This is a genomic window from Neobacillus drentensis (genome assembly GCF_036962765.1).
GTDB classification, from domain to species: domain Bacteria; phylum Bacillota; class Bacilli; order Bacillales; family Cytobacillaceae; genus Neobacillus; species Neobacillus drentensis_C.
Genome location: NZ_JBALOS010000086.1, coordinates 1 through 26,466 on the forward strand (window position 1 = coordinate 1; position 26,466 = coordinate 26,466).

The 26,466-nt window shown below is 40.1% G+C and carries 21 protein-coding genes and 1 pseudogene; 1 reads left to right on the forward strand and 21 read right to left on the reverse strand.

Translation table 11 applies throughout. The features are described 5' to 3' along the window. From pknB to V7137_RS12490, 13 genes are all read right to left on the reverse strand, one after another. On the reverse strand, positions 1-1,495 hold a 1,495-nt coding region (pknB, locus tag V7137_RS12430; RefSeq protein WP_335698379.1), incomplete at its 3' end, for a Stk1 family PASTA domain-containing Ser/Thr kinase. Further along, complete coding sequence (locus V7137_RS12435; RefSeq protein WP_335698418.1) at positions 1,492-2,250, reverse strand: Stp1/IreP family PP2C-type Ser/Thr phosphatase; 759 nt, start codon at positions 2,248-2,250, stop codon at positions 1,492-1,494. The genes V7137_RS12435 and pknB, both read right to left, overlap by 4 nt. 5 nt (positions 2,251-2,255) lie before the next feature. Then, on the reverse strand, positions 2,256-3,347 hold the full coding sequence (gene rlmN, locus V7137_RS12440; RefSeq protein ID WP_335698380.1) for a 23S rRNA (adenine(2503)-C(2))-methyltransferase RlmN: 1,092 nt from the start codon (positions 3,345-3,347) through the stop codon (positions 2,256-2,258). Positions 3,348-3,350: 3 nt separating this feature from the next. Beyond that, on the reverse strand, positions 3,351-4,700 hold the full coding sequence (rsmB, locus tag V7137_RS12445) for a 16S rRNA (cytosine(967)-C(5))-methyltransferase RsmB (protein WP_335698381.1): 1,350 nt from the start codon (positions 4,698-4,700) through the stop codon (positions 3,351-3,353). A 1-nt stretch (position 4,701) separates the two neighbouring features. Then, positions 4,702-5,640: a methionyl-tRNA formyltransferase gene (gene fmt, locus V7137_RS12450; protein ID WP_335698382.1), complete on the reverse strand. Its 939-nt coding sequence runs from the start codon at positions 5,638-5,640 to the stop codon at positions 4,702-4,704. Then, positions 5,637-6,122 (reverse strand): peptide deformylase, encoded by a 486-nt coding sequence (def, locus tag V7137_RS12455; RefSeq protein ID WP_335698383.1) that lies wholly within the window; start codon positions 6,120-6,122, stop codon positions 5,637-5,639. Before def ends, fmt begins: the two co-directional genes overlap by 4 nt. Positions 6,123-6,236: 114 nt before the next feature. Next, entirely contained in the window at positions 6,237-8,648 is a 2,412-nt protein-coding gene (priA, locus tag V7137_RS12460; RefSeq protein ID WP_335698419.1) for a primosomal protein N', read from the reverse strand. Then, positions 8,635-9,858 (reverse strand): bifunctional phosphopantothenoylcysteine decarboxylase/phosphopantothenate--cysteine ligase CoaBC, encoded by a 1,224-nt coding sequence (gene coaBC / locus V7137_RS12465; protein WP_335698384.1) that lies wholly within the window; start codon positions 9,856-9,858, stop codon positions 8,635-8,637. Before coaBC ends, priA begins: the two co-directional genes overlap by 14 nt. A 188-nt stretch (positions 9,859-10,046) precedes the next feature. Then, entirely contained in the window at positions 10,047-10,268 is a 222-nt protein-coding gene (gene rpoZ / locus V7137_RS12470; protein ID WP_218345670.1) for a DNA-directed RNA polymerase subunit omega, read from the reverse strand. Between the two features lies 1 nt (position 10,269). Then, positions 10,270-10,884: a guanylate kinase gene (gmk, locus tag V7137_RS12475; RefSeq protein ID WP_335698385.1), complete on the reverse strand. Its 615-nt coding sequence runs from the start codon at positions 10,882-10,884 to the stop codon at positions 10,270-10,272. 11 nt (positions 10,885-10,895) lie between these two features. Beyond that, entirely contained in the window at positions 10,896-11,159 is a 264-nt protein-coding gene (gene remA, locus V7137_RS12480) for an extracellular matrix/biofilm regulator RemA (protein WP_026566410.1), read from the reverse strand. A 60-nt stretch (positions 11,160-11,219) separates the two neighbouring features. After that, entirely contained in the window at positions 11,220-12,095 is an 876-nt protein-coding gene (locus V7137_RS12485) for a YicC/YloC family endoribonuclease (protein WP_335698386.1), read from the reverse strand. A 102-nt stretch (positions 12,096-12,197) separates the two neighbouring features. Continuing rightward, the gene (locus V7137_RS12490) at positions 12,198-14,876 is read right to left on the reverse strand and encodes a calcium-translocating P-type ATPase, SERCA-type (protein ID WP_335698387.1); all 2,679 of its coding nucleotides are present in this window, start codon (positions 14,874-14,876) and stop codon (positions 12,198-12,200) included. Positions 14,877-15,060: 184 nt separating this feature from the next. Here V7137_RS12490 and V7137_RS12495 point away from each other — a divergent pair. Then, positions 15,061-16,781, forward strand: a pseudogene (locus V7137_RS12495) (Rqc2 family fibronectin-binding protein). Between the two features lie 40 nt (positions 16,782-16,821). Here the strand turns inward: V7137_RS12495 and pyrE are convergent. Genes pyrE through V7137_RS12535 form a run of 8 tightly spaced genes read right to left on the reverse strand, consistent with a single transcriptional unit; the run spans position 16,822 to position 26,327 of the window. After that, positions 16,822-17,457 carry an orotate phosphoribosyltransferase gene (pyrE, locus tag V7137_RS12500; protein WP_335698388.1) on the reverse strand — a complete coding sequence of 212 codons (636 nt, stop codon included), beginning with the start codon at positions 17,455-17,457 and terminating at the stop codon, positions 16,822-16,824. After that, positions 17,454-18,170, reverse strand: coding sequence for an orotidine-5'-phosphate decarboxylase (pyrF, locus tag V7137_RS12505; RefSeq protein WP_335698389.1), 717 nt, complete (start codon positions 18,168-18,170; stop codon positions 17,454-17,456). Before pyrF ends, pyrE begins: the two co-directional genes overlap by 4 nt. Beyond that, positions 18,142-19,083: a dihydroorotate dehydrogenase gene (locus tag V7137_RS12510; RefSeq protein ID WP_335698390.1), complete on the reverse strand. Its 942-nt coding sequence runs from the start codon at positions 19,081-19,083 to the stop codon at positions 18,142-18,144. Before V7137_RS12510 ends, pyrF begins: the two co-directional genes overlap by 29 nt. Continuing rightward, on the reverse strand, positions 19,080-19,853 hold the full coding sequence (locus V7137_RS12515) for a dihydroorotate dehydrogenase electron transfer subunit (RefSeq protein WP_335698391.1): 774 nt from the start codon (positions 19,851-19,853) through the stop codon (positions 19,080-19,082). Before V7137_RS12515 ends, V7137_RS12510 begins: the two co-directional genes overlap by 4 nt. After that, a complete protein-coding gene (gene carB / locus V7137_RS12520) occupies positions 19,850-23,056 on the reverse strand; it encodes a carbamoyl-phosphate synthase large subunit (protein ID WP_335698392.1) in 3,207 nt (1,068 codons plus the stop codon). The genes V7137_RS12515 and carB overlap by 4 nt, the downstream gene beginning before the upstream one ends. Then, entirely contained in the window at positions 23,049-24,140 is a 1,092-nt protein-coding gene (locus V7137_RS12525) for a carbamoyl phosphate synthase small subunit (RefSeq protein WP_335698393.1), read from the reverse strand. The genes carB and V7137_RS12525 overlap by 8 nt, the downstream gene beginning before the upstream one ends. Next, complete coding sequence (locus V7137_RS12530; RefSeq protein ID WP_335698394.1) at positions 24,137-25,423, reverse strand: dihydroorotase; 1,287 nt, start codon at positions 25,421-25,423, stop codon at positions 24,137-24,139. Before V7137_RS12530 ends, V7137_RS12525 begins: the two co-directional genes overlap by 4 nt. After that, positions 25,383-26,327: an aspartate carbamoyltransferase catalytic subunit gene (locus tag V7137_RS12535; protein ID WP_335698395.1), complete on the reverse strand. Its 945-nt coding sequence runs from the start codon at positions 26,325-26,327 to the stop codon at positions 25,383-25,385. Before V7137_RS12535 ends, V7137_RS12530 begins: the two co-directional genes overlap by 41 nt. Positions 26,328-26,466 lie beyond the last annotated feature (139 nt).

Consider the following 26,466-nt stretch of genomic DNA (forward strand, 5'->3'; position numbering starts at 1 on the left):
CTTCAAACTCTAATACAGTATCTTCGGGGACGACTTTTTCACCACCAGGAGGGGATTGATTAAGGATCGTTCCTGGTTCACTTTCATCATATCTCTCTGTTTTCCTTATATCCTTAAAATTCTTATTTTCCAATAACGGGAAAATATCATTGTATAGTCTTCCCTTATAATCTGAGAGTTCCTTTTTATCTTTGCCCGTACTCACATATAGGGTAACTTTTGTGTTTTCCTTGACCGTTGTGCCAATTTCAGGGTCTGTCTTAATGACTTCTCCTTTATCAATCAAATCATCTGGAATTTTGATTTGTTTCTCTACCTCTAAACCGTTAAGCTTTAGCTTAGAAATCGCATCAACTAATTCCATCCCGCTTACATCAGGGATTTTGATATCTTTAGCAGAAAATAATACAGGTAAAAGGGTAGGAGCTAAGAGTCCAAGAACAGCAAGAATAAGAAAAGTGGTAATTAAGACAGCCGGCCATTTTTTCCGCTTTTTCTTATTATCTTTTTCTTTCTCTTTCTTCGGTGTATCTTTTTTGTTTGGTAAAATTTTATCGGCACTATGAACTAATGTTTCATCAAGATTTTTATGCGGACGGTCATTCGTAATTATCGGTATTGCCTTAGTTGCTTCATCATCAATTGGAATGTTAAACTTAGGTTCATTCATTCTCTCAGGATTAAGTGCAGTTCTTAGGTCCTCCTCCATTTCATCCACACTGTTATAACGATGGAAGGGGTCTTTTGCAGTAGCCTTCAAGACAATATTCTCTACACTTTGCGGTATGTTTGGATTCCATCTTCTTAAAGAAGGCGTTTCTGATTGGAGATGCTTTAACGCAATCGAAACTGCCGATTCCCCAGAGAATGGAAGCCTCCCGGTTAAAATTTCGAACATAACAATCCCTAGAGAATATATATCAGATTTTCTATTTGCCATGCCGCCTCTTGCTTGTTCGGGTGATAAATAGTGGACGGAACCTAAAACAGAATTTGTTTGGGTAATGCTTGTAGCACTTAGTGCCATTGCAATGCCAAAATCAGTAATTTTCACATTGCCATTCCGATCAATTAGTATGTTATGCGGCTTAATATCACGATGAATAATATGATTTTGATGGGCATGAGATATGGCAGAAGTTAATTGCATCATAATATCTAAAGCTTTTTCGACACGCAGTGATGAATGTTGATGTATGTATTGCTTTAATGTCTGCCCATTCACATATTCCATAACAATATAGTAAAGAGAATCCTCTTCTCCTACATCGTAAATACTTACAATATTGGGATGGGTAAGACTGGTAGCTGACTGTGCTTCTCTATGAAAACGGCGAATAAATTCCTCATCATTAACAAAATCAAGGCGGAGCATTTTTACAGCAACTTCTCTGTCTAAAATCATATCATGTGCTAAATACACATTTGCCATACCGCCTCCGCCAATCATTTCAAGAACCTTATAGCGGCCGCTTATTCTCTTCCCAATAATCACTGATTATCACCCAATTCATTATCATTAGCATATTCTAATATGATCAGGGTAATATTATCTTCTCCACCATTATCATTTGCGATCTTAATTAAGGTAGAAGCCTTTTCTTCAATTGAATCTTCATTTTGAAGAATTTGTACCATTTCCTTTTCATTCACTTTATTGGACAATCCATCAGAGCATAATAGAAGGTAATCTCCTTCTTCAAACATGATCGTTTTAATATCGATTTTAACATCCTGTTCTGTTCCAAGTGCTCTTAAAATCCAATTTTTCCTTGGATGGTGCTCCGCATCCTCTTTTGTAATTTGTCCTGTTCGGACTAATTCATTGACGAGCGTATGGTCCTCTGTAAGCTGCTTGAACCCAGTATCATTTAGAATATAACAACGACTATCTCCGACATGGGCAATACTTGTAAAATTCTCGGAAGCAATTACAGCTTCTATGGTTGTGCCCATCCCCTCACATTCCACATGTGTTTTAGAATGTTCAAAAAGTAATTGATTAACCTGGAGAACATGCCTTTTCAGCCATGCTTCCGCTTGATCTGGGGTTTGAATTCCTTCAGACTTTTCCCACATTTCTTGGAGATGTGACACACTCATTTTACTGGCTACATCACCGGCAAGGTGACCACCCATGCCGTCAGCTACGATGGCAAGGTGGTGTCCGTCCCGATTTACAAAAGTACCACCACTATCTTCATTATTCTGACGGACTCTACCTTGGTCCGTTTTAAAAACAGCTTTCACTTTTGTCACCTCGTCTCCTCTTTCCGCTCCTTTGCACGAAGTTGCCCACATGCTGCAGCTATATCCGACCCTTGCTCTCGGCGAATGGTTACATTGATACCACGATTTTTCAATGTTTTTTCGAAATCAAAAATTTTGTCTCTTGGCGTCCGTACATAATCCCTTTCAGGAACATAGTTGACAGGAATTAGATTCACATGGCACTTCAATCCTTTTAATAATTCAGCTAACTCTTCGGCATGCTCAACTGAATCGTTAACTCCTCCAAAAAGACCATATTCAAAGCTTATTCGACGCCCTGTCTTATCGATATAATACCTTACTGCAGTCATTAAGTCATCAAGTTTATAGGCCTTGTTAATTGGCATTAACCGGGAACGTAATTCTGTATTTGGAGCGTGGAGAGAAATAGCAAAATTAATTTGCGTATCTTCATCGGCAAACTTATAAATCTTCGGCACAATTCCACTTGTTGAAACGGTAATATGACGCGCGCCAATATTAAGTGCTTTTTCATGATTAATTATTTTTAAAAATGACATCATATTGTCATAATTATCGAAGGGCTCACCAATGCCCATAATAACTACTGAACTTACACGCTCATCAGTTTGATCAAGAGTTTGTTGTACTTTCACAACTTGTGCAACAATTTCGCCTGCTTCTAAATGTCTTTTTAAGCCGCCTAATGTAGAAGCACAGAAGGTACAACCAATCCGACAGCCCACTTGCGTTGTGACACAAACGGAATTCCCATAATCATGACGCATTAACACGGTCTCAATGGAGTATCCATCATGAAGTTCAAAAAGAAACTTAATCGTTCCATCAGATGAGGTTTGTTGAATCGCTGTATTTAATGTTGTAAGTTCAAAATGACTTGCGATCTTATCTCTAAGCCCCTTCGAAACATTACTCATATCCTCAAAGGTTGTAATTCTTTTTTTATAAAGCCATTCAAAGATTTGTTCCGCACGAAATGGCTTTTCACCATTTTCTGAAAGCCAATCCTTTAATTCGTGTAACTGCAATGAATAAATTGATTTTTTCTTAATTTCCGTAGTTGTGTTTGTCTCAGTTGTATTTAATTGTTCCAACTGTTACACCTTCTTTCTTAAAACTGCAATATAGAATCCATCGGACCCAAAATCCTGTGGGAATATCTGCAAATCAAAGCCTGTAATCAATGGCTGGACTGCTTCCGGCATTCGGTTTTTAAATGTTATATCACCCTCAAATTCAGGGTGGTTCTCTAGGAATGTTTTAACGGTATATTCATTTTCCTCTTTATCAACCGTACATGTACTATAGACAAGAATACCGCCCTTTTTCAATAATGGGGTTACGGACGCTAATAAGTCTTGCTGAATCGTACTTAGCCGCTTAATATCCGTCTCTGTCTTGGTATATTTCATATCTGGCTTTCTTCTCATTACACCGAGACCAGAACAAGGCGCGTCAAGAAGAATTCGATCAAATGATTCACTCTTAAACTTTTCCTGTATATGTCTTGAATCAGAAACACTTGTTTTTATATTTTCTAGCCCTAATCGTTTTGCATTATCATTAATTAACCTTACTTTGTGCTGGTGAAGATCAACTGAGATCACTTCACCAGTATTGTCCATTTTTTCAGCGATATGTGTACTTTTACCACCTGGTGCGGCACAGGCATCAAGGATATATTCGTTTTCCTTTGCACCTAACGCATAAGCTGCAAGCATTGAACTTTCGTCTTGAATGGTAAACATTCCATATTTAAAGGAAATGGTTGAAGCCAGATTTCCCTTTAATGATCGAATTGCCTCAGGAATGATTGGACTTTTTTCGATTTGAAAACCATCTTCTTCTAGCATGGAAATACATTCGTCTCTTGAGACTTTCGTGAGATTAACTCTAGCTGTTTGTAATGGAGCTGTTAGGTTAATTTCGCACATTTCTTTCGTTTTATCATAGCCAAACTGGTCAACCCACCGGGTAACCAGCCATTCAGGGTGACTCGTTTCAAGTGCGAGTCTTTTAACGGGGTCGGCAATTTCCTCCAAAGACGGGAGCCCTTCTCGTTGGATACTCCGGAGGACTCCGTTCACCAAACTGCCAATTCCTTTATGGCCTCGTTTTTTGGCTATCTCGACTGCTTCGTATATGGCAGCTCTGTCCGGTATTCGATCTAGATACAACATTTGATACAGGGTCAGCCTTAATAAATGATGAACCCAATTTGCTAACTTTTTATTTTCTTTGACGAATGGCTCTAAAAAATAGTCAAGTGCCATTCTTCTTTGTAATGTTCCATAAACTAATTCTGTTAAAAGTCCAACATCTTTAGCAGGCAAATCGTTTTTTTCAATTGTCGTATTTAGCAGTAAATTGCTGTAGGATTGATTCTTCTCAATAGCTACTAACATATCCATTGCGATTGTTCGTACATTATTTATCGTTGATGTCATGCTATTCTCCTAGCTTCGTGCCTTCTGATATTTTTGAACCTCTTAAGAATTGTTCACTCATCATTTTGGTTTTCCCAGAAGGCTGAAGTTCAATAATTTTAATTGCTGTTTCATTTCCCGAACTAACTATGAAGCCATCGGATTCAACCTTAAGGACTGTTCCAGGTACTTCACCCTTTACCACTTTTACCTTTTCTGCACGCCATATCTTTACAACCTGACCATTTAAGGTAGTAAACGCAACTGGCCAAGGGTTTAATCCACGGATATGGTTATAGATTTCTTCACCCGTTTTTGTCCAATTAATTTTTTCCTGTTCCCGTTTAATGTTGGCAGCAAAGGTTGCTTCCACATGATTTTGCGGCCTTGGAGACAGTTGTCCCTCCAATAGCAGCGGCAGGGTTTCGGATAATAACTTAGCCCCTGCATCACTTAATTTAATGTGAAGTGTTCCAACATTGTCCTCTTCCGTGATCGGAACTTCAATGCTTGTTAAAATATCACCAGCATCTAATTTTTCAACCATATACATGATGGTAACACCTGTTGTCTGTTTTCCTTGAATAATAGCGTAATGGATAGGCGCACCGCCGCGAAGTTCTGGGAGCAAGGATGCATGGACATTAATACAGCCATATTTTGGGGCTTCTAATAATTTATTTGGTAAGATTTGACCAAATGCAGCTGTAACAATTAAATCCGGTTTCAGTGAAAGAATCTTCTCAAGCTCTTCTTCTTGGCGAATTTTTTCTGGCTGATAGACCGGAATATCATGTTTTATGGCCTCAACCTTTACTGGAGGCGGTGTCAATATCTTTTTTCTTCCGACCGGTCGATCTGGTTGTGTAACCACACCAACCACATCATATCCATCATTAATAATTTGTTGTAAAACCGGTACGGAAAAATCCGGAGTACCCATAAAAACAATCTTGGTCATTCAGCTTCTACTCCTTTTAACTCATCTTCCTCTAGATATCGAGTCACTTTAGTTGTAAATAAAATTCCATCAAGATGGTCGATTTCATGCTGAATGGCTCTCGCGAGGAAGTCTTCAGCTTCTAATGTATACTTTCTGCCTTTACGATCGAATGCTTCAATTTTAACAAAATCAGGTCTTGATACTTCCCCAAACAGTCCTGGGAAACTTAAACATCCTTCAGGTCCAGTTTGTTCTCCAGATGTTTCTAAGATGACTGGGTTGATCATTTCAATTGTCCCCAATTCATCATCGATATCAACAATGGCAATACGTTGGTCTAATCCAATCTGTGGGGCTGCAAGCCCTACTCCATCATATTCAATCATCGTATCATACATATTATCAAGCAATTTTGCCAGTTTCCTATCAAACTTCACTACTGGCTTGCAAGCCTGCTCAAGTATTTCAGCAGGGTAATTTACTACTTTCAGTATAGGCAACTCATTTCCCCCATTAAATGCCATTTTGATTAAGGCGTAAATAATTTTTTTATTGCTTACATTTTCACCAAAAAAGCGAAATATTAACCTTTGACTCTGTACGTATCAAACTACTTACATCAAGATAAATGGATTAACATCAATTGTTACCATTAAGCCGCTCTTTGTATCTGCTTGATATTGATCTAATATAGTTTTTAACATTTTTGTCAAGTTCGGTTCCCGCTTGTATTTTATCAGACATTGATAGCGATATCTATTATTAATCCTAGGAATCGGCGAGGCTGCTGGTCCTAAAACGACTGCATCGTTTGAAACCTGCGATCGTACATAGTTCACAATTTTCTCTGTAGCCGTTACGACTGTCATCAACTGGTCATGACTGATAGTTATCAATGATAGATAATAGAACGGTGGATAATGGTGTGCTTTTCGCATCATCATTTCTCGTTGATAAAAAAGATCATAATCTTGTGTCCCGGCCAGTTCGACACTATAGTGTTCAGGTGTATAAGTCTGAATAATGACCTCACCTGGCAATTGGTGACGTCCTGCCCTTCCACTCACTTGAGTTAATAATTGAAAGGTCTTTTCAGAGGCACGGAAATCAGGTAAATGAAGCATCGTATCAGCCGAAAGAACACCAACCAAGGTGATATTGGGGAAATCCAAGCCTTTAGCAATCATTTGTGTCCCGAGGAGAATATCTGCTTTGCCATTTTGAAAATCTGTTAATAATCGTTCGTGTGAACCCTTTTTTCCCGTTGTGTCAACATCCATACGAATTACCCGAGCTTCCGGCAGAATTTTTCCAAGTTCATCTTCTACCTTTTGGGTTCCTGTACCAAAATAACGAATATATTCACTTGAACACTCAGGGCAATGCTTAGGAACATGACTTTCATACCCACAATAATGACATTTCATTTGTTCATGAACACGGTGGTAGGTAAGCGAAATATCGCAGTTAGGACAATTCATCACATATCCGCAATCCCGGCACATCACAAATGATGAGTGCCCTCGTTTATTTAAAAATAGAACAGATTGTTGCTTTTTTTCGATGCGGTCCTTCAGCATGTCAAAAAGCTTTTGAGAGAACATGGACCGATTACCATTGCGAAGCTCTTCACGCATGTCAATGATCTCCACTGACGGCAGAGTTTGATTATTCATCCGTTTAGGCAGAGATAAGAGATGATACACGTTCTTTTGAGCCCTGGCAAATGACTCGAGTGATGGGGTTGCGCTTCCGAGTACAACAGGGCAGTTATAGGTTTTTGCCCTTTCAATTGCCACATCCTTGGCATGATACCGAGGCATTTCCTCCTGTTTATAGCTTGTTTCATGTTCCTCATCAATAATGATGATTCCTAAATTCTCAAATGGTGCAAAAATCGCAGATCTAGCCCCAACAGCTACTTTTACTTCCTTCCGTTGAATTTTGCGCCACTCATCATATTTTTCCCCTGCAGATAAACCACTGTGCAAAACTGCTACTAAATCCCCGAACCTTCCTTTAAAGCGATTAACCATTTGTGGAGTAAGAGAAATTTCCGGAACGAGGACAATGGCTTCCTGCCCTCTTTCAATAACCTCTTGTATGGATTGGAGGTAAATTTCTGTTTTTCCACTTCCAGTTACCCCATAAAGCAAAAATACCTCATGTCGATCGGTTTCAATTGCGTTTAGAATGGGTTCAATTGCTATTTGTTGGGAATTTGTTAATGGTAAGGGCTTTGTTCGTTTAAACGTCCTATGTTCAAATGGATCACGATATACTTCCATTACATACTCAGTAAGTAACTTTTTTTCTACAAGTGCTTTAATGGTAGCAGATGTTGTTTTTAGTTCTGCGACAAGCTGTCTCAATTCAACTGCATCGAAATGTTCGACAAAATAATTTAAGACTTGCTTTTGTTTTTCTGCTTTCTGAGGGAAACGCTCAATGATCTCTTTTAATTCAGGAAAGGAAACAAACGGCCGGACAAACTTTAACTGTTTCTTTTTTACCTTTTCCTTAACGATGTATATGACTTCCAGCTTCCCTTTCGCTGCCTCTTTTTGTAACAAGGGAAGCATTCCATTCTTCAAAGCATCTTCCCAGTCCACCATTAATTTGTTTTCAAATAGAGCGCGGATGGGTTCCGATAAATCAGCCAACAGCACACCTGCAGCAAGTTTTACTTTTTTTTCATACTTTGCTTTTAATGCCGCAGGAAGCATCACCTGATAGGCAAAGATTTTAAAACAAAGTGTATGTTCGGTCAGCCAGTCACCAAGGTCTAATAATTCTTTATTTAATACAGGTTCAAGCTCCATCGGTTCGATTATTTCTCGTAATTTATTAAATTCAGATTGTGATTTTAAGGAAGTGACAAATCCTTGGATTTTTCTCGGACCGAATGGGACGATTACCCTCATCCCAGGCTGGATGACTCCACTCCACTGTTCTGGAATCAAATAATCAAAGGCCCGATCTGTTTGCTTTGTCGGTACATCCACAACGACACTAGCTATTTCCATTTTCATCCATTTCCTTCAATAGAGAAGTAATTTCTTCGATAATCCTTTTTGCTGCATTGCTCTTTGACATAATTGGCAAGTCTATTACGTCACCTGATCGTTTGAACAGCGTTACAATATTTGTATCTGTTCCAAACCCTGCACCTTCTGCTTTTACATTGTTAGCAACGATCATATCAGCATTTTTCTTCGTTAATTTTTTCCTTGCATATTCTTCAACATTCTCCGTTTCAGCGGCAAAGCCAACAAGCACTTGGTTCTTCTTTCTCTTTCCGAGTTCTAAAAGGATATCTTTTGTTCTTTCCAATTCAATACTCGAGTCACCTGCTTGCTTTTTCACCTTATGTTCATAGGTGATTTTTGGGCGGTAATCCGCTACAGCTGCTGTTTTTATGACTACATCCGCTCCGTCATAATACGATAGAACAGTGTTGTACATATCCTCTGCGCTTTCAACTTTTATTACTTCCATCCCACTAGGAGGTGTTAATGTAACAGGACCCGAAACTAATACCACGTGAGCACCTTGTTTTTTTGCTTCTTCTGCAAGGGCATAACCCATTTTTCCAGTAGAATGATTCGAAATAAACCGAACAGGGTCAATTTTTTCGCGGGTAGGTCCTGCTGTTACCACAACAGTTTTTCCTTTTAAGGGCTGGTGACCTTGGCTGCTAAAAAATTCCCGGATGAGTTCCACCATTTTTTCTGGTTCTTCCAAACGGCCCTTTCCTACATATCCACAGGCAAGATATCCTTCACTAGGTTCAATGAATTGATAGCCATATTCCGCTAGGAGTGATATGTTTTTTTTCACGGCAGGATGGTCGTACATATGCACATTCATTGCAGGGGCAATCCAAACAGGTGATGTTACTGCAAGCAGTGTTGTAGTTATCATATTATCGGCTATCCCATTCGCTATTTTCCCAATTGTATTTGCAGTTGCAGGGGCTACCAGTACTAGATCAGCCCAATCTGCTAAATCGATATGGGCAATAACACGCGGATTGATTTCATCAAAGGTATCAACATATACTTCATGGCGGGATAATGCTTGAAAGGTTAATGGGGTAACAAATTTCTGAGCAGATTCACTTAAAATAACTTTTACATGTGCTCCAGTTTGAACGAGCTTACTCGTTAACGCAGCTGCTTTATAGACGGCTATCCCACCTGTAACACATAATAATATTTTTTTATCTTTCATCATCTTCTGTTCCCCCGCTTCTTGTCATCAGTCTTTCTTTTTATTATGCAAGAATGAATGCAAATTTTCATCTTTTACCTACTGTAATTCGACAAAAACTACAAAAAAGCTTCACCAAAATAAAAAAGGCTGACACGTAAGGTTTCTCCCTCTTGTCACGCCTTCTCTTATGATTTCTTACGATATAATTATTACTGCTCACCTGTAGTTTCTGCTTTTGTAGAAATCCGGTACGTTAATTCACCACTATAAATTTCCTCAAGTGCTTTCCCTACATGCTTATGGGAAACATATTTTGGTAATCTTTCATCCTTAACTTGCGACATTACACGTGCACGCTTGGCAGCAACGGATACAAGTGAGTATTTTGAATCAATTTTTTCAAGCAATGAATCAATAGAAGGATACAACATATTATTCAACCTCCAGCAATTTTTTATAGCGATGTTCTACACGTTCTCTGCGGCAATGCTCTGCAGTGACAATAGCTTTCACTCGTTCACAAGCACGCTCCACTTGGTCATTTTCAACAACATAATCATATAATTCCATCATTTCTATTTCTTCCCTGGCAGACAGCAAGCGGTTTTGGATAATATCATCGGTTTCCGTTCCCCTTGTTACGATCCGGTTCTTTAATTCGGATAAACTTGGCGGCATAAGGAATATAAATAAACCTTCAGGAAACTTTTCACGAACCTGACGGGCACCTTTTACTTCGATTTCTAAGAAGACATCTTTACCTGCATCTAATGTTTCACGAACATAGTCCACAGGAGTTCCATAATAATTTCCTACAAATTCGGCATACTCCAACAGCTTTCCCTTTTCAATTAATTGTTCAAACTCTTCTCTTGACTTAAAAAAGTAATCTACTCCATCAATCTCCCCTTCTCGCGGTGAGCGGGTTGTCATCGAAATGGAATACTCGAAAGTTGTATCCGGATGGGAAAAAATTTCTTTCCGTACCGTTCCTTTACCAACCCCGGATGGCCCCGAAAGTACAATTAACAGTCCTTTTTCCTGCATTTTCAAAAATCCTACCCTTCATCAATTATTTCATCACGATCAGCTAAACGGTGTGCAACCGTTTCTGGTTGAACAGCTGATAGAATAACATGGTCACTATCCATAACAATGACTGCTCGTGTCCGTCTACCGTAAGTGGCGTCAATTAAAGCCCCCCGGTCTCGGGCATCTTGAATAATTCTTTTTATTGGAGCAGATTCAGGGCTGACAATTGAAATAATTCGATTGGCAGAAACGATATTTCCAAACCCAATATTAATTAATTTAATCGACATGGTCTTCATCCAATCATCAATAATATATTTTGACCGTCTCAAACCATTTCTAAACTAGGCTTACTCGATATTTTGAACCTGTTCCTTCAGCTTCTCGAGCAAACTTTTGATATCGACCACCTGTTTAGCAATGTTGGAGTCATTTGCTTTTGATCCAATGGTATTGGCTTCTCTGTTCATTTCCTGGACGATAAAATCCAACTTCCTTCCAATTGGTTCCACACTTTGAAGGGTTTGCTCGAATTGTTGAATGTGACTTTTTAATCGTGTAATTTCTTCATTAATATCTGCTTTATCAGCAAAAACGGCTACTTCCGTTAAGATCCTCGTTTCGTCCAATTGCCCATTAACAAATTCTTCCATCCTTCTTGTTAGGCGCTCTTTATATGATTGAACCACGAGCGGGGCGAACTTTTGAAGTTCAAATACATTCATTTCTAATTGTGAAAGTATAGCGAGCAAATCCTTTTTTAATTCATCACCTTCTGCCAAGCGCATTTGTTTTAAAAATTTGGCAGCTTCTTCTGTTGCATCTAGAACTAGCTTCTCAAGCTCATCATTGCCGATTTCACTTTCTTCAATATGTAAGAGTTCACTTCGACTAAGCAAATCCTGAAGTGTAATCGTTCCTTCAACATCAAAATTTTCACGTACCTGCTTGATGATTTGGGCATACTCATCAAGAAGCTTCCAGTCAACATGGACTTTTCGGGTAACGACACCTTCACCCTCTAGGCTGACATATACTTCAACTCTACCACGACGGATATACTGACTTAGTTTCTTTTTCATTCGATCTTCTATTTTTAATAGCTGCCTGGGCATGCGGATATTCATTTCACAAAAACGATGGTTCACTGTTTTTATTTCCACATTAACAGAGAAGAAATCTGATTCTGCCTTGGCTCTTCCGAATCCCGTCATACTAATAACCATTTGTGCACATCCAATCTCCTGAAAAATTGATTGCTCCCTAAATTTTTCAAAAAAGAAAAGGTAATAGAGTGGATTCTATTACCTTTTGGATTATAACACACTTTATTTTGTTTTTCTTAACAAAAATGACCCTGCTAGTAAAAAAGTTGGAATGGATGATAACCCAACAATCAATAACCAATCCTTAGCTGCAATCGGCAGCGTGTGGAAAATCGGCTGCAGGGGCTGATAATAAATAACAACAAACATCAAGGCAAGTGAAGAGATAACGGCCCAAACAAGATATTGATTCCCGAAAGGATTTCTTGAGAGAACTGATTTTTCACTGCGGCAATCAAACACATGAATGAGCTGTGCCATGACGAGTGTAGCAAAGGCGACGGTTTGTGCATATTGTAACTTTGCTGGGTCGTTATGATAGACAACGATAAAGGATAGCAATGTTACAATCCCTATAAGGAAGCCCCTCGATACCACCTTCCAGCCTAACCCGCGAGAAAAAACACCTTCATCTGGGCTGCGCGGCTTACGTTTCATCACGTTTTCTTCTGGACGATCAAGTCCAAGTGCCATTGCCGGCAGACCATCTGTAACTAAATTTACCCATAGAATTTGGATTGGGATAAGCGGGAGTGGGAGCGCTAAAATCATCGCAAACAACATCACCAAAATTTCCCCAACATTGGAAGCCAGTAAGTAACGGACAAATTTCCGAATATTTTCATATATATTTCTGCCCTCTACGATTGCAGCTTTTATTGTGGCAAAGTTATCATCTAACAAAACAAGCGCAGAAGCTTCTTTGGCAACATCGGTTCCGGTAATTCCCATGGCCACTCCAATATCGGCAGCTTTAATAGCCGGAGCATCGTTTACTCCATCTCCCGTCATCGCAACAATATGACCGCGATTTTGTAATGCTTTGACAATTTTTAGTTTATGCTCTGGTGATACCCTGGCAAAAACGGAAACATCATCAACAACCTCTTCCAATTCTTCGACAGACATTTGAGATAAGGCATTCCCATCAATAACCTTACTTTTATTGTTGATGATTCCAAGTTGGGAAGCAATTGCTTTTGCGGTGATCACATGGTCACCGGTAATCATAACCGTTTTTATACCTGCTTCCTTACATTCCTTAACCGCCTTTTTCACTTCAGGTCTTGGCGGATCAATCATTCCCTGGATACCAATTAACGTTAAATTCTTCTCTGCTTCCTGTTCACTTATTATAACAGTGTTAGCTTGTATTGGTTTATAAGCAATCGCAATCGTGCGCAGGGCCTGTGCCGCAAGGCCGTTTATTGCATCTTGTACCTTGAACTGTGTTTCTTTATTTAGGAATTGTGATCTCTCACCCCAAAGGACAGATTCACTAATTCCTAAGATGACGTCAGGTGCCCCTTTGGTGACAATAAAATGTCTTCCCTGCTTGTCTTTCACATGGACGCTCATCATTTTTCGAGAAGAATCAAATGCGAATTCTTTAATAATTGTAAATTCATTTAATAATTTAGAACGAACAAATCCTGCTTTCATGGCACTAACTAACAGTGCCCCTTCGGTTGGATCTCCATCTAGGAAATAATCATCATCCCTGACAACTAAATCTGAATGATTACATAGCATCCCAAAGATCAGCATTTGCTGTAATGCTTTTTCCTCTCGAGGATTAATCGTTCGCTCATTTCTATAAAAATTACCTTGCGGTTGATAGCCTACCCCGTCCACTGTCCAGGTTTGACCTCCGCTCCATAAATGGGTAACAGTCATTTTGTTTTGTGTCATTGTTCCCGTTTTATCAGAACAAATAACCGATGCACAGCCAAGTGTTTCAACGGCTGGAAGCTTCCTAACAATCGCATTTTTCTTAATCATTTTTTGAACACCGAGAGATAATGCCACTGTTACAATCGCTGGGAGCCCTTCTGGAATGGCAGCTACCGCAAGCGAAACACCTGCTAAAAACATCTCATAGATGTCGTGCCCTCTTAAAACACCCACGGCTACCACAAGAACTGTTAACAACAATGCTACCGTTATTAAGATTTTTCCGAGTTGCTCTAAGCGCCGCTGTAATGGCGTATCTTGTGTTTCGGCATTTTGGAGTAAATCAGCAATTTGACCCATAGCTGTTTTCATCCCTGTTGCAATAACGACTCCAACACCGCTTCCCCTAGTGATCATCGTACCCATAAAGGCAATATTCTCCATATCACCTATTCCTGGGTTAGGATTGGTTAGGGACTCAATATGCTTGGAAACAGGAACAGATTCACCTGTAAGGGCCGATTCCTCAATCTCTAAACTTTTTGAATCAATCACCCTAACATCGGCACCGATACGGTCACCGCTTCCAAACTTCACTATATCACCAATGACAATTTCTTTTGAAGGAATTTTGATCCACTGTCCGTCTCGAAGAACGGAAACTTGTGGAGCAGATAATTCTTTTAAAGCCTGTAGCGATTTTTCTGCTCTTCTTTCTTGAAAAAAGCCAAGAAATCCGTTAATAATGACGATGGCAATTATCGCGATGGCATCAATGTATTCGCCAAGCAATCCCGATATCAGTGTAGCTGCGAGAAGCACTAAGACCATAAAATCCTTAAATTGACTAAAAAATAAGAGTAAAGCTGATTGCTTTTCTCCTTCATCCAATTCATTTAGTCCGTGCAGTTTCATCCGTTTTTTTACTTCTTCCTGTGTCAATCCAGAAGAAAAGTCGGTTTCTAAGGTCTTTTCTACTTGTTCTATCTTCATTTCATGGAATTTCATCCGACCATCTCACTTCCCCCTTTAAATACCAATAAATACATGCTCTAAAGAAAGCTTATTCAGGGTCGTCCCAAAAAATGCTATGATATAGTGAAAGATAAAATAGATAATAGGTTAATAATAAGACAGTCTTTTTTTAGTAAGCTATAATGAATTCATATGAATGTAGTAAAGGATGTTTTCCATGTCATTTGATGGTTTATTTACAAAAGCAATGGTGGGTGAGCTGGTCCGTTCGCTAAAGGGCGGAAGGATTAATAAGGTTCATCAGCCCTATAAAAATGAAGTGATTCTCACCGTTCGCGCCAATGGTGTTAATCAAAAGCTGCTATTATCAGCACACCCAAGCTATGCAAGGGTCCAATTCACTGAAGAAGCCTATGATAATCCAAGTGAGCCGCCAATGTTCTGTATGCTGCTTAGGAAACATATTGAGGGTTACATTTTAGAGGATTTATATCAAAAAGAAACGGATCGAATGATCGTATTAGAAATTAAGGGCAGGAATGAGATTGGTGATATCAGCTATAAACAATTAATTATTGAAATAATGGGGAGACATAGCAATATTGTTCTGGTTGATAAATCGCGGAATATCATTCTTGACAGCATCAAACATATCTCGTTTGCAGTCAACAGCCATAGAGCCATTTTGCCAGGCCAGCCTTATGTTTCTCCACCTGAACAACATAAGCAAAATCCTTTTCAGTGTGAAAAAAATGATCTACTAAGAAAACTTGATTTTAATGCAGGTAAAATGGACCGCCAATTAGTTGAGCAATTCGCAGGAATATCGCCTCTTTTTGCCAAGGAAGTAATGTTCCAAAGCGGTCTTGCCAATCGAAACACTGTTCCGGAAACGTTCATTAATATGATAAAAAGGGTGGAAACAGGGGAGATTCTCCCTTCGATAATGACAGCAGGCGGTAAAGACTCCTATTATTTATTCCCTCTTGAGCATTTAAAAGGAGAAGTTAAAACCTTTTCTACTCTAAGTGAAATGCTTGACCGTTTTTATTTTGGCAAAGCTGAAAGAGATCGGGTAAAGCAGCAAGGAAATGATATCGAACGATTTATTCATAATGAAAAAGAAAAGAATGAAAAGAAAATAGACAAACTGAAAGCAACATTAAAAGAAGCAGAGCGTGCTGAACAATTTCAACGCTTTGGGGAGCTATTAACAGCTAATTTATATGCAGCCAGCAAAGGAATGCGTGAAATTGAAGTTCTTAATTATTATGATGAATCTGGTGGGACGATTACAATTCCTCTTGATCCACGGAAGACACCTTCTGAAAATGCCCAAAGGTATTTTTCTAAATACCAAAAGGCCAAAAATGCGGTCGAGGTTGTTGTAGAGCAAATTGAGAAAGCAAAAGTGGAAGTAGCCTACTNNCCTACTTTGATAATTTATTGCAGCAAATACAAGCAGCTTCTCCTAAGGATATCCAAGAGATTCGTGAAGAACTGGTAGAGGGCGGCTATATTCGCGAACGCCAAAAGAAGAAACTCAAGAAGGCACAGAATAGTAAGCCAGTTTTAGATCATTTTGTATCTACCGATGGTACAGATATTATCGTTGGGAAAAATAATAAACAAAATGACTATTTAACAAATAAATTGGCAGCAAGGGATGAAATTTGGCTCCATACGAAGGACATCCCTGGCTCTCATGTGGTGATTCGCAGCAAAGAACCGTCTAATGAAACAATTCGAGAAGCGGCCGTTTTAGCCTCTTACTTTAGTAAAGCACGTAATTCCAGCTCAGTCCCTGTTGATTATACCAGGGTCCGGTTTGTTAAAAAGCCAAGCGGCGCCAAGCCAGGGTTTGTTATTTATGATAATCAACAGACGGTATTTGTCACGCCGGATGAAGAATTGGTACTTAAATTAATGAAAAATTAAGTAAGGCCCCGGGTACCCGGGGCTTTTTCATTGTTTAAGCTTATTCTTCGAAACGTTTACTCCATTCAGAAGGTGCTTGACCCCATGTTAATAAACTGGCTTGATCCTGTTGCATAATATAGCCTTTTTCAATTGCTACTTCTACTAAAGTAGGAAAATCAGTAAGTGACAGACTTTTAATGTCTGCTTGTTCAAATGCCGCCCTACCCTTTTCGAGTCCATATGTAAAAATGGAAACTACTCCAAGCACGATACAACCTGCTTCCCGCAATGCTTGAACGGCCGTAATCACACTTCCACCCGTTGAGATTAAATCTTCAACAACCACTACTTTTTGACCTTGTTCAACTTTCCCCTCAATCTGATTACCTTTCCCATGTCCCTTTGCTTTGGAACGCACATAGCCCATTGGTAAATCCATACGTTCACTCACCCATGCTGCGTGTGGGATTCCCGCTGTCGCCGTACCAGCAATGACTTCAGCTTCTGAAAAATTCTCAAGAATGAGCTTTTGCAATCCAGCAGCAATTTCTCTTCTTACCACCGGATAAGAGAGTGTTAGCCGGTTATCGCAATAGATTGGCGAACGCAGGCCTGATGTCCAGGTAAATGGATTTTGCGGCTTCAAGGCAACCGCATTAATTTCTAATAATCTTTCCGCAATTATGTGTTTCATTGATTTATCCCCTTCCATGCTTCCATCCATTGTTCATAGCTTTTTAATGGGTCAGCTGAACGTGTAATCGAACGTCCGACAACGATTGCACTTACCCCTGTATTCCTGGCAAATTCAGGGGTAGCTACACGTTTTTGATCCCCGACATTATCCTCTGCCATACGAATTCCCGGGCATACAGTTAAAAATGTGTTTCCAAGCTGTTCACGAATAAAAGCTGTTTCCCATGCCGAGCATACAACACCATCTAAGCCTGCTTCTTTCGTTAGGGAAGCATAGTGAAGAACAGAGTCTTTCAATGATACAGGAATAAGCTGTTCTTTATTCATTTGCTCTTCAGATGTACTTGTAAGCTGAGAAACAGCAATACAGTCAGGGCGTTTCCGTCCTGCAGCTGTACCAGCCTCGAGCCCTTCAAGGGCAGCCTGCATCATCTCTTTTCCACCAGCAGCATGGACATTGACCAAATCACATTCCAATCTGGCAAGCCCCTTCATTGCACTTTTTACCGTATTCGGAATATCGTGAAGCTTTAAATCTAGGAAAATACGATGACCTTTATCCTTTAATTGATGAATGATGGAAGGGCCTTCCTGGTAAAATAATTCCATTCCAACTTTCACAAAAAGTTCTTTACCCTCAAATGGTGTTAAAAACTGATTGACTTCGCCGCCATTAGCAAAATCAAGCGCGATGATAAGCGAGTTGTCCATGCTCCTTCCAGCTCCTTCCGGTACATTCACTGATATGATCGAATCCTAATTTTTCAAGCATACCTGGTAATTCCTCAATAATGGTTGGACACACGAATGGATCCACAAAATTGGCAGTTCCCACGGCTACAGCACTAGCACCTGCATAGAAAAACTCAATAACATCTGATGCGGACTCAATCCCACCCATACCGATGATTGGAATCGATACCGCCTGGCTTACTTCATGAATCATTCGGATTGCTACAGGCTTAATTGCAGGGCCAGATAACCCGCCTGTCCGATTTGCTAAGATTGGTTTGCCTGTTTTTAAATCAAGCCTCATACCAACAAGTGTATTAATCATCGTTAGTCCATCGGCACCGCCGGCTTCCACTGCTTTAGCCATGTCTACGATATTAGTGACATTTGGGGAAAGCTTTACATACACGGGAACTTCAGAAACTTCCTTTACCTTCCTGGTTAATTGCTTGGCCACTTCAGGTATCGTACCAAATGCAATACCTCCCGTCTTTACATTTGGGCAAGATATATTAAGCTCTAAAGCATGCACATTTGGTGCTTTTGAAATTTCTTTCGCAACGGCCACATAATCCTCTTCAATAGAACCTGCTACATTGGCAATTATCGGTACATCGTACTGAGACAGCCAAGGCAGCTCCTCGCCGACAACTTTTTCTAATCCAGGGTTTTGCAGCCCTATGGCATTTAACATCCCGGATGATGTTTCAGCAACCCGTGGTGTTGGATTTCCAAACCGAGGTTCTACTGTTGTTGCTTTAATCATAATAGCGCCAAGAACACTCAAATCATAGAATTGACTGTACTCACGTCCAAATCCAAAACATCCCGAAGCAGGTATGATTGGATTTTTCAGTCTTAAACCCGGTAATTCGATGTCTAAACGGCTCATATCAATACCTCCCCGGCTCGAAAAACTGGTCCATCACTACATACTTTTTTATAAGAAACTCCTGCTGGATCATCAGCACGTCTGCAGACGCAGGCAAAACAAGCCCCGATGCCGCAGCCCATTCTTTCTTCTAAAGATAAGAACACTTTTTTATTGGAATAGGCATGTTCAATTGCCCTTAACATTGGTGTCGGTCCGCAAGTATAGATACAATCAAACTCCAATTCCTTCATGACATCAGTGACAAAGCCTTTTTTTCCATATGAACCGTCCACAGTAGTCACGTAGGTTTCACCATTTTCAAGAAATTCCTTTTCATAAAAGACCGCAGATTCAGTTTGGAAGCCAAGAACATGAATCACCTTTACCCCTTTTGCTACTAATTGGTTCGAAAGTTCATACAAGGGTGGCACACCGATTCCACCGCCAACCAGCAAGGCTGTCTCCCCGCTGTTAACTTCATTTACCGGAAAGCCGTTTCCTAATGGACCAAGGATGTCAATTTCCATCCCATGGCCCATTTCGGCAAGCATTGTAGTCCCTTTTCCTTCCTTTCGATAAATCATCGTAAATTGCTTTTGCTTTGTATCGAAGGAAGAAATACTGATTGGTCTTCGTAATAAAGCGTCACCTGATTTCGCAACCCTAATATTAACAAACTGACCAGGGGCTTTTATTTCACTGACAAAATCAGCATATACAGTAAGCTCATATATATCCTCGGCAATTTCTTTTTGGCTGCTTATTTTGCATAACTCTTTTTCAATCATGCAAAGACAACCTCCTTTTTTGGTGCATCCATTGCTTCTGCCGAGAAATTCATCGATTCAATCACTTTAAGGATAGCATCAGCAGTGTCTAATGAGGTTAAACATGGGACTCCATTTTCAACCGCTTCACGGCGAATTCTAAATCCATCTCGTTGCGGCTGTTTTCCTTTGGTCAGTGTATTGATTATAAATTGCGCCTCTCCATGATGGATCACATCTAAAAGAGTCTTTCCTTCGGAACCAATTTTTCCGACCACTTTGACCCTTAGTCCAGCTGCTTCTAGGACGGCTGCTGTACCACTTGTTGCCATTAAGCGATATCCGTTAGCGGAAAACCGCTTTGCAAGCTTTAAAGCTTCTTGTTTATCTTTATCAGCTACCGTAAACAATACGGTGCCAAACTTTTGGATGGTCATACCAGAAGCAACTAATCCTTTATATAGAGCTTTTTCAAGTGTAATATCCTTACCCATTACCTCACCCGTTGATTTCATTTCAGGCCCGAGCGTAATATCGACACTTTTGAGTTTTGCAAAAGAGAAAACTGGAACCTTAACGAAAACTCCTTCTTTTTCCGTGACAAGCCCAGGAATATAACCTTGATCAAGAATCGATACTCCTAAAATTGCTTTGGTAGCTATTTTCGCCATTGGAACATTTGTTATTTTACTTAAAAATGGCACCGTCCGACTTGAACGCGGATTAACCTCGAGCACATATACTTGATCTCCGGCCAAAACATATTGAATGTTTAACAATCCGATGATATTCAAGCCTTTTGCCAATTTCTCTGTATACTCAACAAGCGTTTGTTTTACAGTTTCGGTAAGAGTTTGCGGCGGATACACAGCAATCGAGTCACCAGAATGGACCCCTGCTCGTTCGATATGTTCCATAATGCCAGGAATAATTACATTTTCTCCATCACAGATAGCATCTACTTCGATTTCTTTTCCTGTTAAATAACGGTCAATCAGAACTGGATGATCCGGATTAATTTTCACTGCATTTTCCATGTAGTGAAGCAGTTCTTCATCTTGGTAGACAATTTCCATTGCTCTTCCGCCTAGAACATACGATGGGCGGACTAGGACTGGATAACCGATTTCATTTGCGATCGTCACCGCTTCTTGCACCGACAAGGCAGTTTTTCCTAATGGCTGCGGTATATTTAGCTGTTGGAGAGCTTGTTCAAATTTATCTCTATTTTCGGCACGGTCTAAATCTTCAAGGCTTGTTCCAAGGATTTTGACCCCATTTTCTTCAAGATCCGCGGCTAGATTAATCGCAGTCTGCCCGCCAAATTGAACCACTACTCCTAGTGGGTTTTCTAAATCAATGATGCTCATGACATCCTCAATTGTCAGCGGTTCAAAGTAAAGCTTATCGGAAATACTGAAGTCGGTAGATACCGTTTCTGGATTATTATTTATGATAATCGCTTCATATCCAGCTTCCTTAATGGCTTTAACAGAATGGACAGTAGCATAGTCAAACTCAATTCCTTGGCCAATACGAATTGGTCCCGACCCAAGGACAATCACACTTTTTCTGTCAGTGACGATCGACTCGTTTTCCTCTTCATATGTGCCATAATAATAAGGGGTTTCCGATTCAAATTCAGCTGCACAAGTATCAACCATTTTGTAAACAGGGGTAATTCCTAAGTTCTTACGCAGGTTAACGATTTCTTTTTCTGTTGCATTCCAAAGCTCAGCTATCTTTTTATCGGTAAATCCGTTTTGCTTTGCTTCCATTAGAATTTCTTGATTAAAAGGATCAGCAGCAATCTTTGCTTCAAGGCCAATGATTCCTTCCATTTTCCTTAAGTAAAATAAATCGATTTGACTCCAGTTATGCAATGTTTCAATTGTTAATCCACGTTTTAATCCTTCTGCGATGTAGAAGAGACGTTCATCTCCCGCTTTGCGAATCCGCTTTTCGAGTAATTCATCATCGATATTCTCTGCACCCTTTAATTCAAAATGATGGACGCCAGCCTCAAGGGATCGAATGGCTTTCAATAAGGATTCTTCAAACGTACGGCCAATCGCCATGATTTCGCCCGTTGCCTTCATTTGTGTTCCTAGTGAACGATTACCTGATTCAAATTTATCAAATGGCCATCTTGGGATTTTTGTTACGATATAATCGAGAGCTGGTTCAAAGCTTGCGTACGTTTTCCCCGTAACAGGGTTCAACATTTCATCCAAAGTTAAGCCGACAGCAATTTTTGCAGCCAGCTTGGCAATTGGATATCCAGTGGCTTTTGACGCTAATGCCGAAGAACGGCTAACACGTGGGTTTACTTCGATAATATAGTAATTGTAGCTATATGGATCTAAGGCTAGCTGAACATTACAGCCCCCCTCGATCCCTAACGCACGGATGATTTTAAGTGAAACATTTCTTAATAGTTGGTATTCGCGATCACTTAATGTCTGGCTTGGGGCGACTACAATGGAATCTCCGGTATGTACGCCCACCGGATCTATGTTTTCCATGTTACAGACGACAATGGCATTGTCGTTTCCATCGCGCATGACTTCATATTCAATTTCCTTGAAGCCAGCGATACTTTTTTCGAGCAAGCATTGATTTACTGGACTGTGCTTTAGTCCGCTTGCGACGATTTCCTCAAGTTCTTCGGAATTATGACAGATGCCTCCTCCTGTTCCTCCTAAGGTATAAGCAGGACGGACAATCACAGGGAAACCAATCTGTTCCACAAAAGCCTTAGCTTCAGCTAATTCATGGATTATTTCACTATCTGGTACCGGTTCATTTAACTCATTCATTAAGCTGCGGAATAGATCTCGGTCCTCTGCTTGTTTAATGGCTGAAAGCTTCGTACCAAGAATTTCAACCTCGCATTCTTCCAAAACTCCTGACTCTGATAATTCTACTGCAAGGTTAAGACCTGTTTGCCCACCAAGAGTCGCTAACAGGGCATCCGGACGTTCTTTGCGAATAATTCTGCTGACGAATTCTACAGTCAAAGGTTCAATATATACACGATCAGCGATCTCGGTATCTGTCATGATTGTAGCAGGATTGGAGTTGACGAGAATAACACGATAGCCCTCTTCTTTTAGAGCAATACAAGCCTGTGTCCCTGCATAGTCGAATTCTGCGGCCTGCCCTATAACGATTGGTCCTGAACCGATTACTAATATGGAGTTGATATCTGTACGTTTAGGCATTTGCTGTAACCTCCTGTTTATTCTCTTCCATTAAGGCAAGAAACTGATCAAATAAGCCGTTTGCATCTTCAGGTCCTGGAGAAGCTTCCGGATGGTACTGAACAGTAAACGCCGGATAATCCATGTGTTTTAATCCCTCAACTGTTCCATCATTTATGGCAATATGAGTAATTTGTAATCTTGTTTCTTTGATTGATTCTTCTTCAACTGTAAATCCATGGTTTTGTGCGGTAATCGCAATTTTCCCTGTAGTTAAGTCTTTGACAGGGTGATTTGAACCGCGATGGCCAAACTTCATCTTTTTGGTGTTTGCCCCGCATGCTAGAGCAAATAACTGATGGCCAAGACAAATTCCAAACAAAGGAACTCTGCCTAACACTCCTTTTAACATATCGATTGCTTCGGGTACATCCTTTGGATCCCCTGGTCCATTTGAAAGCATAATTCCGTCTGGACTTAATTGAAGAATTTCTTCAGCAGTAGTGTGATAAGGTACTACGATCACATCACAGCCGCGCTGATTTAATTCTCTTAATATTCCATGCTTCATTCCGAAATCAACAAGAACGACTCTTTTCCCGCGCCCAGGACTCGGATAGGCATTTTTAGTTGATACTTGGCGAACCTGATCGATAGGAAGCGATGTTCTTCTTAATTGGTTCAATACCTCGTCCGGATTTTTTTCCATCCCGCAAATAGCTCCTTTTAAGGTTCCATATTGACGGATGATTCTTGTCAATTTTCGTGTATCGATCCCAGCAATCCCTGGTATTTTTTTCATTTCAAAATATTCACCTAAGGTATATTCACTTCTCCAATTGGATGGGAAATCAACTGCTTCTTTAACAATGAAGCCCTTGACAGCAGGATTGATCGATTCGAAATCATCACGATTAATCCCATAGTTACCAATAAGCGGATAGGTTAGTGTTACAATTTGACCGCAATAAGATGGGTCGGAAAGGATTTCTTGGTAGCCTGTCATACCAGTGTTAAATACCACTTCACCCATCGTTTCCGAATCACTGCCAAACCCCCTGCCGATAAATATTGTACCGTCTTCTAAGATAAGCTGTTTTTTCATGCTAGTACACATCCCTTTTCCCAAGCTATTTGCCCTCCAGCGATGGTCATCTCAGGCCATCCTTTACATTTCCAGCCGCCAAATGGAGTATTTTTTCCTTTTGATAAGAACTCTTCTGGTTTAATCTCACTTTCATCATCGAGGTTCAAGATTACTAAATCTGCTGGTGCACCTACATCTATTCTTCCATATGGAAGCCCAAACGCTCCCGCTGGTTTTATTGTTAAAAATTGAATTAATTGATCAAGTGTGATGATATTTTTTAATACAAAATGTGTATAAAGAAGCGGGAATGCAGTTTCTAGTCCAACAATTCCGAAAGGTGCAAGAACCATTCCTTCACTTTTTTCTTCTGCTGTATGTGGTGCATGATCGGTAGCAATAAAATCAATTGTTCCATCCAGAAGGCCTTCGATTAGAGCCATTCTGTCATCCGCACCACGTAGCGGTGGATTCATCTTGAAATTTGTATCAAGCCCTGGAATATCATCTTCAGACAACAATAAATGATGCGGTGATACTTCTGCGGTAACATTAATGCCTGCATGTTTTGCATCCCTTACCATCCGGACCGATTCTTTAGTACTAATATGGCAGACATGATAATGACAGCCAGTAGCTTCGGCTAAAAGGACATCTCTTGCAATTTGAACTGATTCACAGATGGATGGGATACCATTCAAGCCATGTTTCATTGAGAAAGAACCTTCATGGACACAGCCTTTATTAATTAAAGTGTTTTCTTCACAGTGTGCAACGATTGCCATATTATTCGCTGCTGCTTTCCGCATCGCTGCAAGCATCCGCTCAGCTGACTGAACACCGACACCATCATCAGTAAAAGCAAAGGCACCAGCATCTTTTAAAGCCTCAAAGTCTGTTAGTTCCCGGCCAAGCTGTCTAGTCGTAATCGATGCATATGGCAAAACCCTTACCTTTGCTGTTTCGTTGATTCTGTTTTGCAGCCATTCCATTTGTTCCTTGGTGTCTGGCACCGGCCTTGTATTAGGCATCGCTGCTATTGTTGTAAATCCGCCTCTAGCTGCGGCAAGTGTTCCTGTAGCGATGGTTTCCTTTTTTTCGCCGCCTGGCTCGCGAAGGTGAACATGCAGATCAATAAACCCTGGTGAAACTAACTTTCCAGCTGCATCCACTTTCCGATCGACAACGGCTTCAATGTTCTGTTCAATTTTAGAAATAATTCCATTTTCCACTAAAATATCAGCTTGTTTCGTTTCTCCATTAAATGCTATGTAGCATGCGTTCTGAATAAGAAGTTTCATAATTTTTTCCTCCTTCAATACTTTCGATTGATCTTTTAATTGCCGCCATTCTTACATATACACCGTTTTCCATTTGCTTAAATATTCTTGATCGCTTGCATTCTACAAGGCTATCAGCTATTTCTACATTTCGATTAATGGGAGCAGGATGCATGATGATACTGCCTGTCTTCATCATTTTTTCTCTTTCTAATGTTAGGCCAAATTGTTTATGGTACTCGTTTGCTGTAAAACTGCTTTTATTTTGATGACGTTCATGTTGAACACGAAGCAGCATCACAACATCTGCTTCTTGTACAGCCCGATCAATGGGCCTATATCTGGATATTTCAACACTCCTAGTATCAAACCATTCTTCTGGTCCAGAAAAAACCACTTCCGCTCCGAGCCTTGTCAGAACATCGGCATTGGAACGCGCCACCCTGCTATGTCGGATGTCGCCGATAATAGCTATTTTTAATCCTGCAAATTGGCCAAATTCTTGTTGGATGGTCATTAGGTCTAGCAGCGATTGTGTTGGATGATGTCCACATCCATCCCCGCCATTGATGATTGGAATGTTAACCTTCCCAACTAGCTCATCAAAATATCGATCCTGCTCATGACGAATAACAATCGTATTTACACCAATTGATTCTAAAGTTTTCACCGTATCGTAAAGAGTTTCCCCTTTTTGAACACTTGAAGTTAATACTTCAAACGGAATTACTTCTAAGCCTAACCTTCTTTGGGCAACTTCAAAGCTGCTTTTTGTTCTCGTGCTTGGTTCGAAAAATAGATTGGCAGTAAACATTTGCCCTTCCGGACGCCACTTCATTCCGTTTTTAAAGCTTTTGGCATCTGTTAAGATTTGATTAATCTCCTCTACCTTTAATTCATTTGTGGTTAGTAAGTGATTTAACATCAGTCTCTTTCCCGCCTCTCATTTTGATAAAAAACACCCTGACCAATAGTTCAGGGTGTAGGATTTTGAAAATTAATCCATAGTAGTGCCTCTTAGCACTAAGTTACACACCCTTATAAACCTCTCTGGATTTACTTAA

What these genes read in the sequence shown, in the direction of transcription:
- pyrE (WP_335698388.1), bottom strand. Translation starts at nt 17,457, where the DNA reads ATGAAACACATAATTGCGGAAAGATTATTAGAAATTAATGCGGTTGCC.
- priA (WP_335698419.1), bottom strand. Translation starts at nt 8,648, where the DNA reads ATGGAAATAGCTAGTGTCGTTGTGGATGTACCGACAAAGCAAACAGAT.
- V7137_RS12485 (WP_335698386.1), bottom strand. Translation starts at nt 12,095, where the DNA reads ATGGTTATTAGTATGACGGGATTCGGAAGAGCCAAGGCAGAATCAGAT.
- V7137_RS12535 (WP_335698395.1), bottom strand. Translation starts at nt 26,327, where the DNA reads ATGTTAAATCACTTACTAACCACAAATGAATTAAAGGTAGAGGAGATT.
- remA (WP_026566410.1), bottom strand. Translation starts at nt 11,159, where the DNA reads ATGTCGATTAAATTAATTAATATTGGGTTTGGAAATATCGTTTCTGCC.
- V7137_RS12515 (WP_335698391.1), bottom strand. Translation starts at nt 19,853, where the DNA reads ATGATTGAAAAAGAGTTATGCAAAATAAGCAGCCAAAAAGAAATTGCC.
- pyrF (WP_335698389.1), bottom strand. Translation starts at nt 18,170, where the DNA reads ATGGACAACTCGCTTATCATCGCGCTTGATTTTGCTAATGGCGGCGAA.
- V7137_RS12525 (WP_335698393.1), bottom strand. Translation starts at nt 24,140, where the DNA reads ATGAAAAAACAGCTTATCTTAGAAGACGGTACAATATTTATCGGCAGG.
- fmt (WP_335698382.1), bottom strand. Translation starts at nt 5,640, where the DNA reads ATGACCAAGATTGTTTTTATGGGTACTCCGGATTTTTCCGTACCGGTT.
- V7137_RS12490 (WP_335698387.1), bottom strand. Translation starts at nt 14,876, where the DNA reads ATGAAATTCCATGAAATGAAGATAGAACAAGTAGAAAAGACCTTAGAA.
- gmk (WP_335698385.1), bottom strand. Translation starts at nt 10,884, where the DNA reads ATGCAGGAAAAAGGACTGTTAATTGTACTTTCGGGGCCATCCGGGGTT.
- rsmB (WP_335698381.1), bottom strand. Translation starts at nt 4,700, where the DNA reads ATGACATCAACGATAAATAATGTACGAACAATCGCAATGGATATGTTA.
- carB (WP_335698392.1), bottom strand. Translation starts at nt 23,056, where the DNA reads ATGCCTAAACGTACAGATATCAACTCCATATTAGTAATCGGTTCAGGA.
- V7137_RS12530 (WP_335698394.1), bottom strand. Translation starts at nt 25,423, where the DNA reads ATGAAACTTCTTATTCAGAACGCATGCTACATAGCATTTAATGGAGAA.
- coaBC (WP_335698384.1), bottom strand. Translation starts at nt 9,858, where the DNA reads ATGATGAAAGATAAAAAAATATTATTATGTGTTACAGGTGGGATAGCC.
- V7137_RS12510 (WP_335698390.1), bottom strand. Translation starts at nt 19,083, where the DNA reads ATGAGCCGTTTAGACATCGAATTACCGGGTTTAAGACTGAAAAATCCA.
- rpoZ (WP_218345670.1), bottom strand. Translation starts at nt 10,268, where the DNA reads ATGTTGTATCCTTCTATTGATTCATTGCTTGAAAAAATTGATTCAAAA.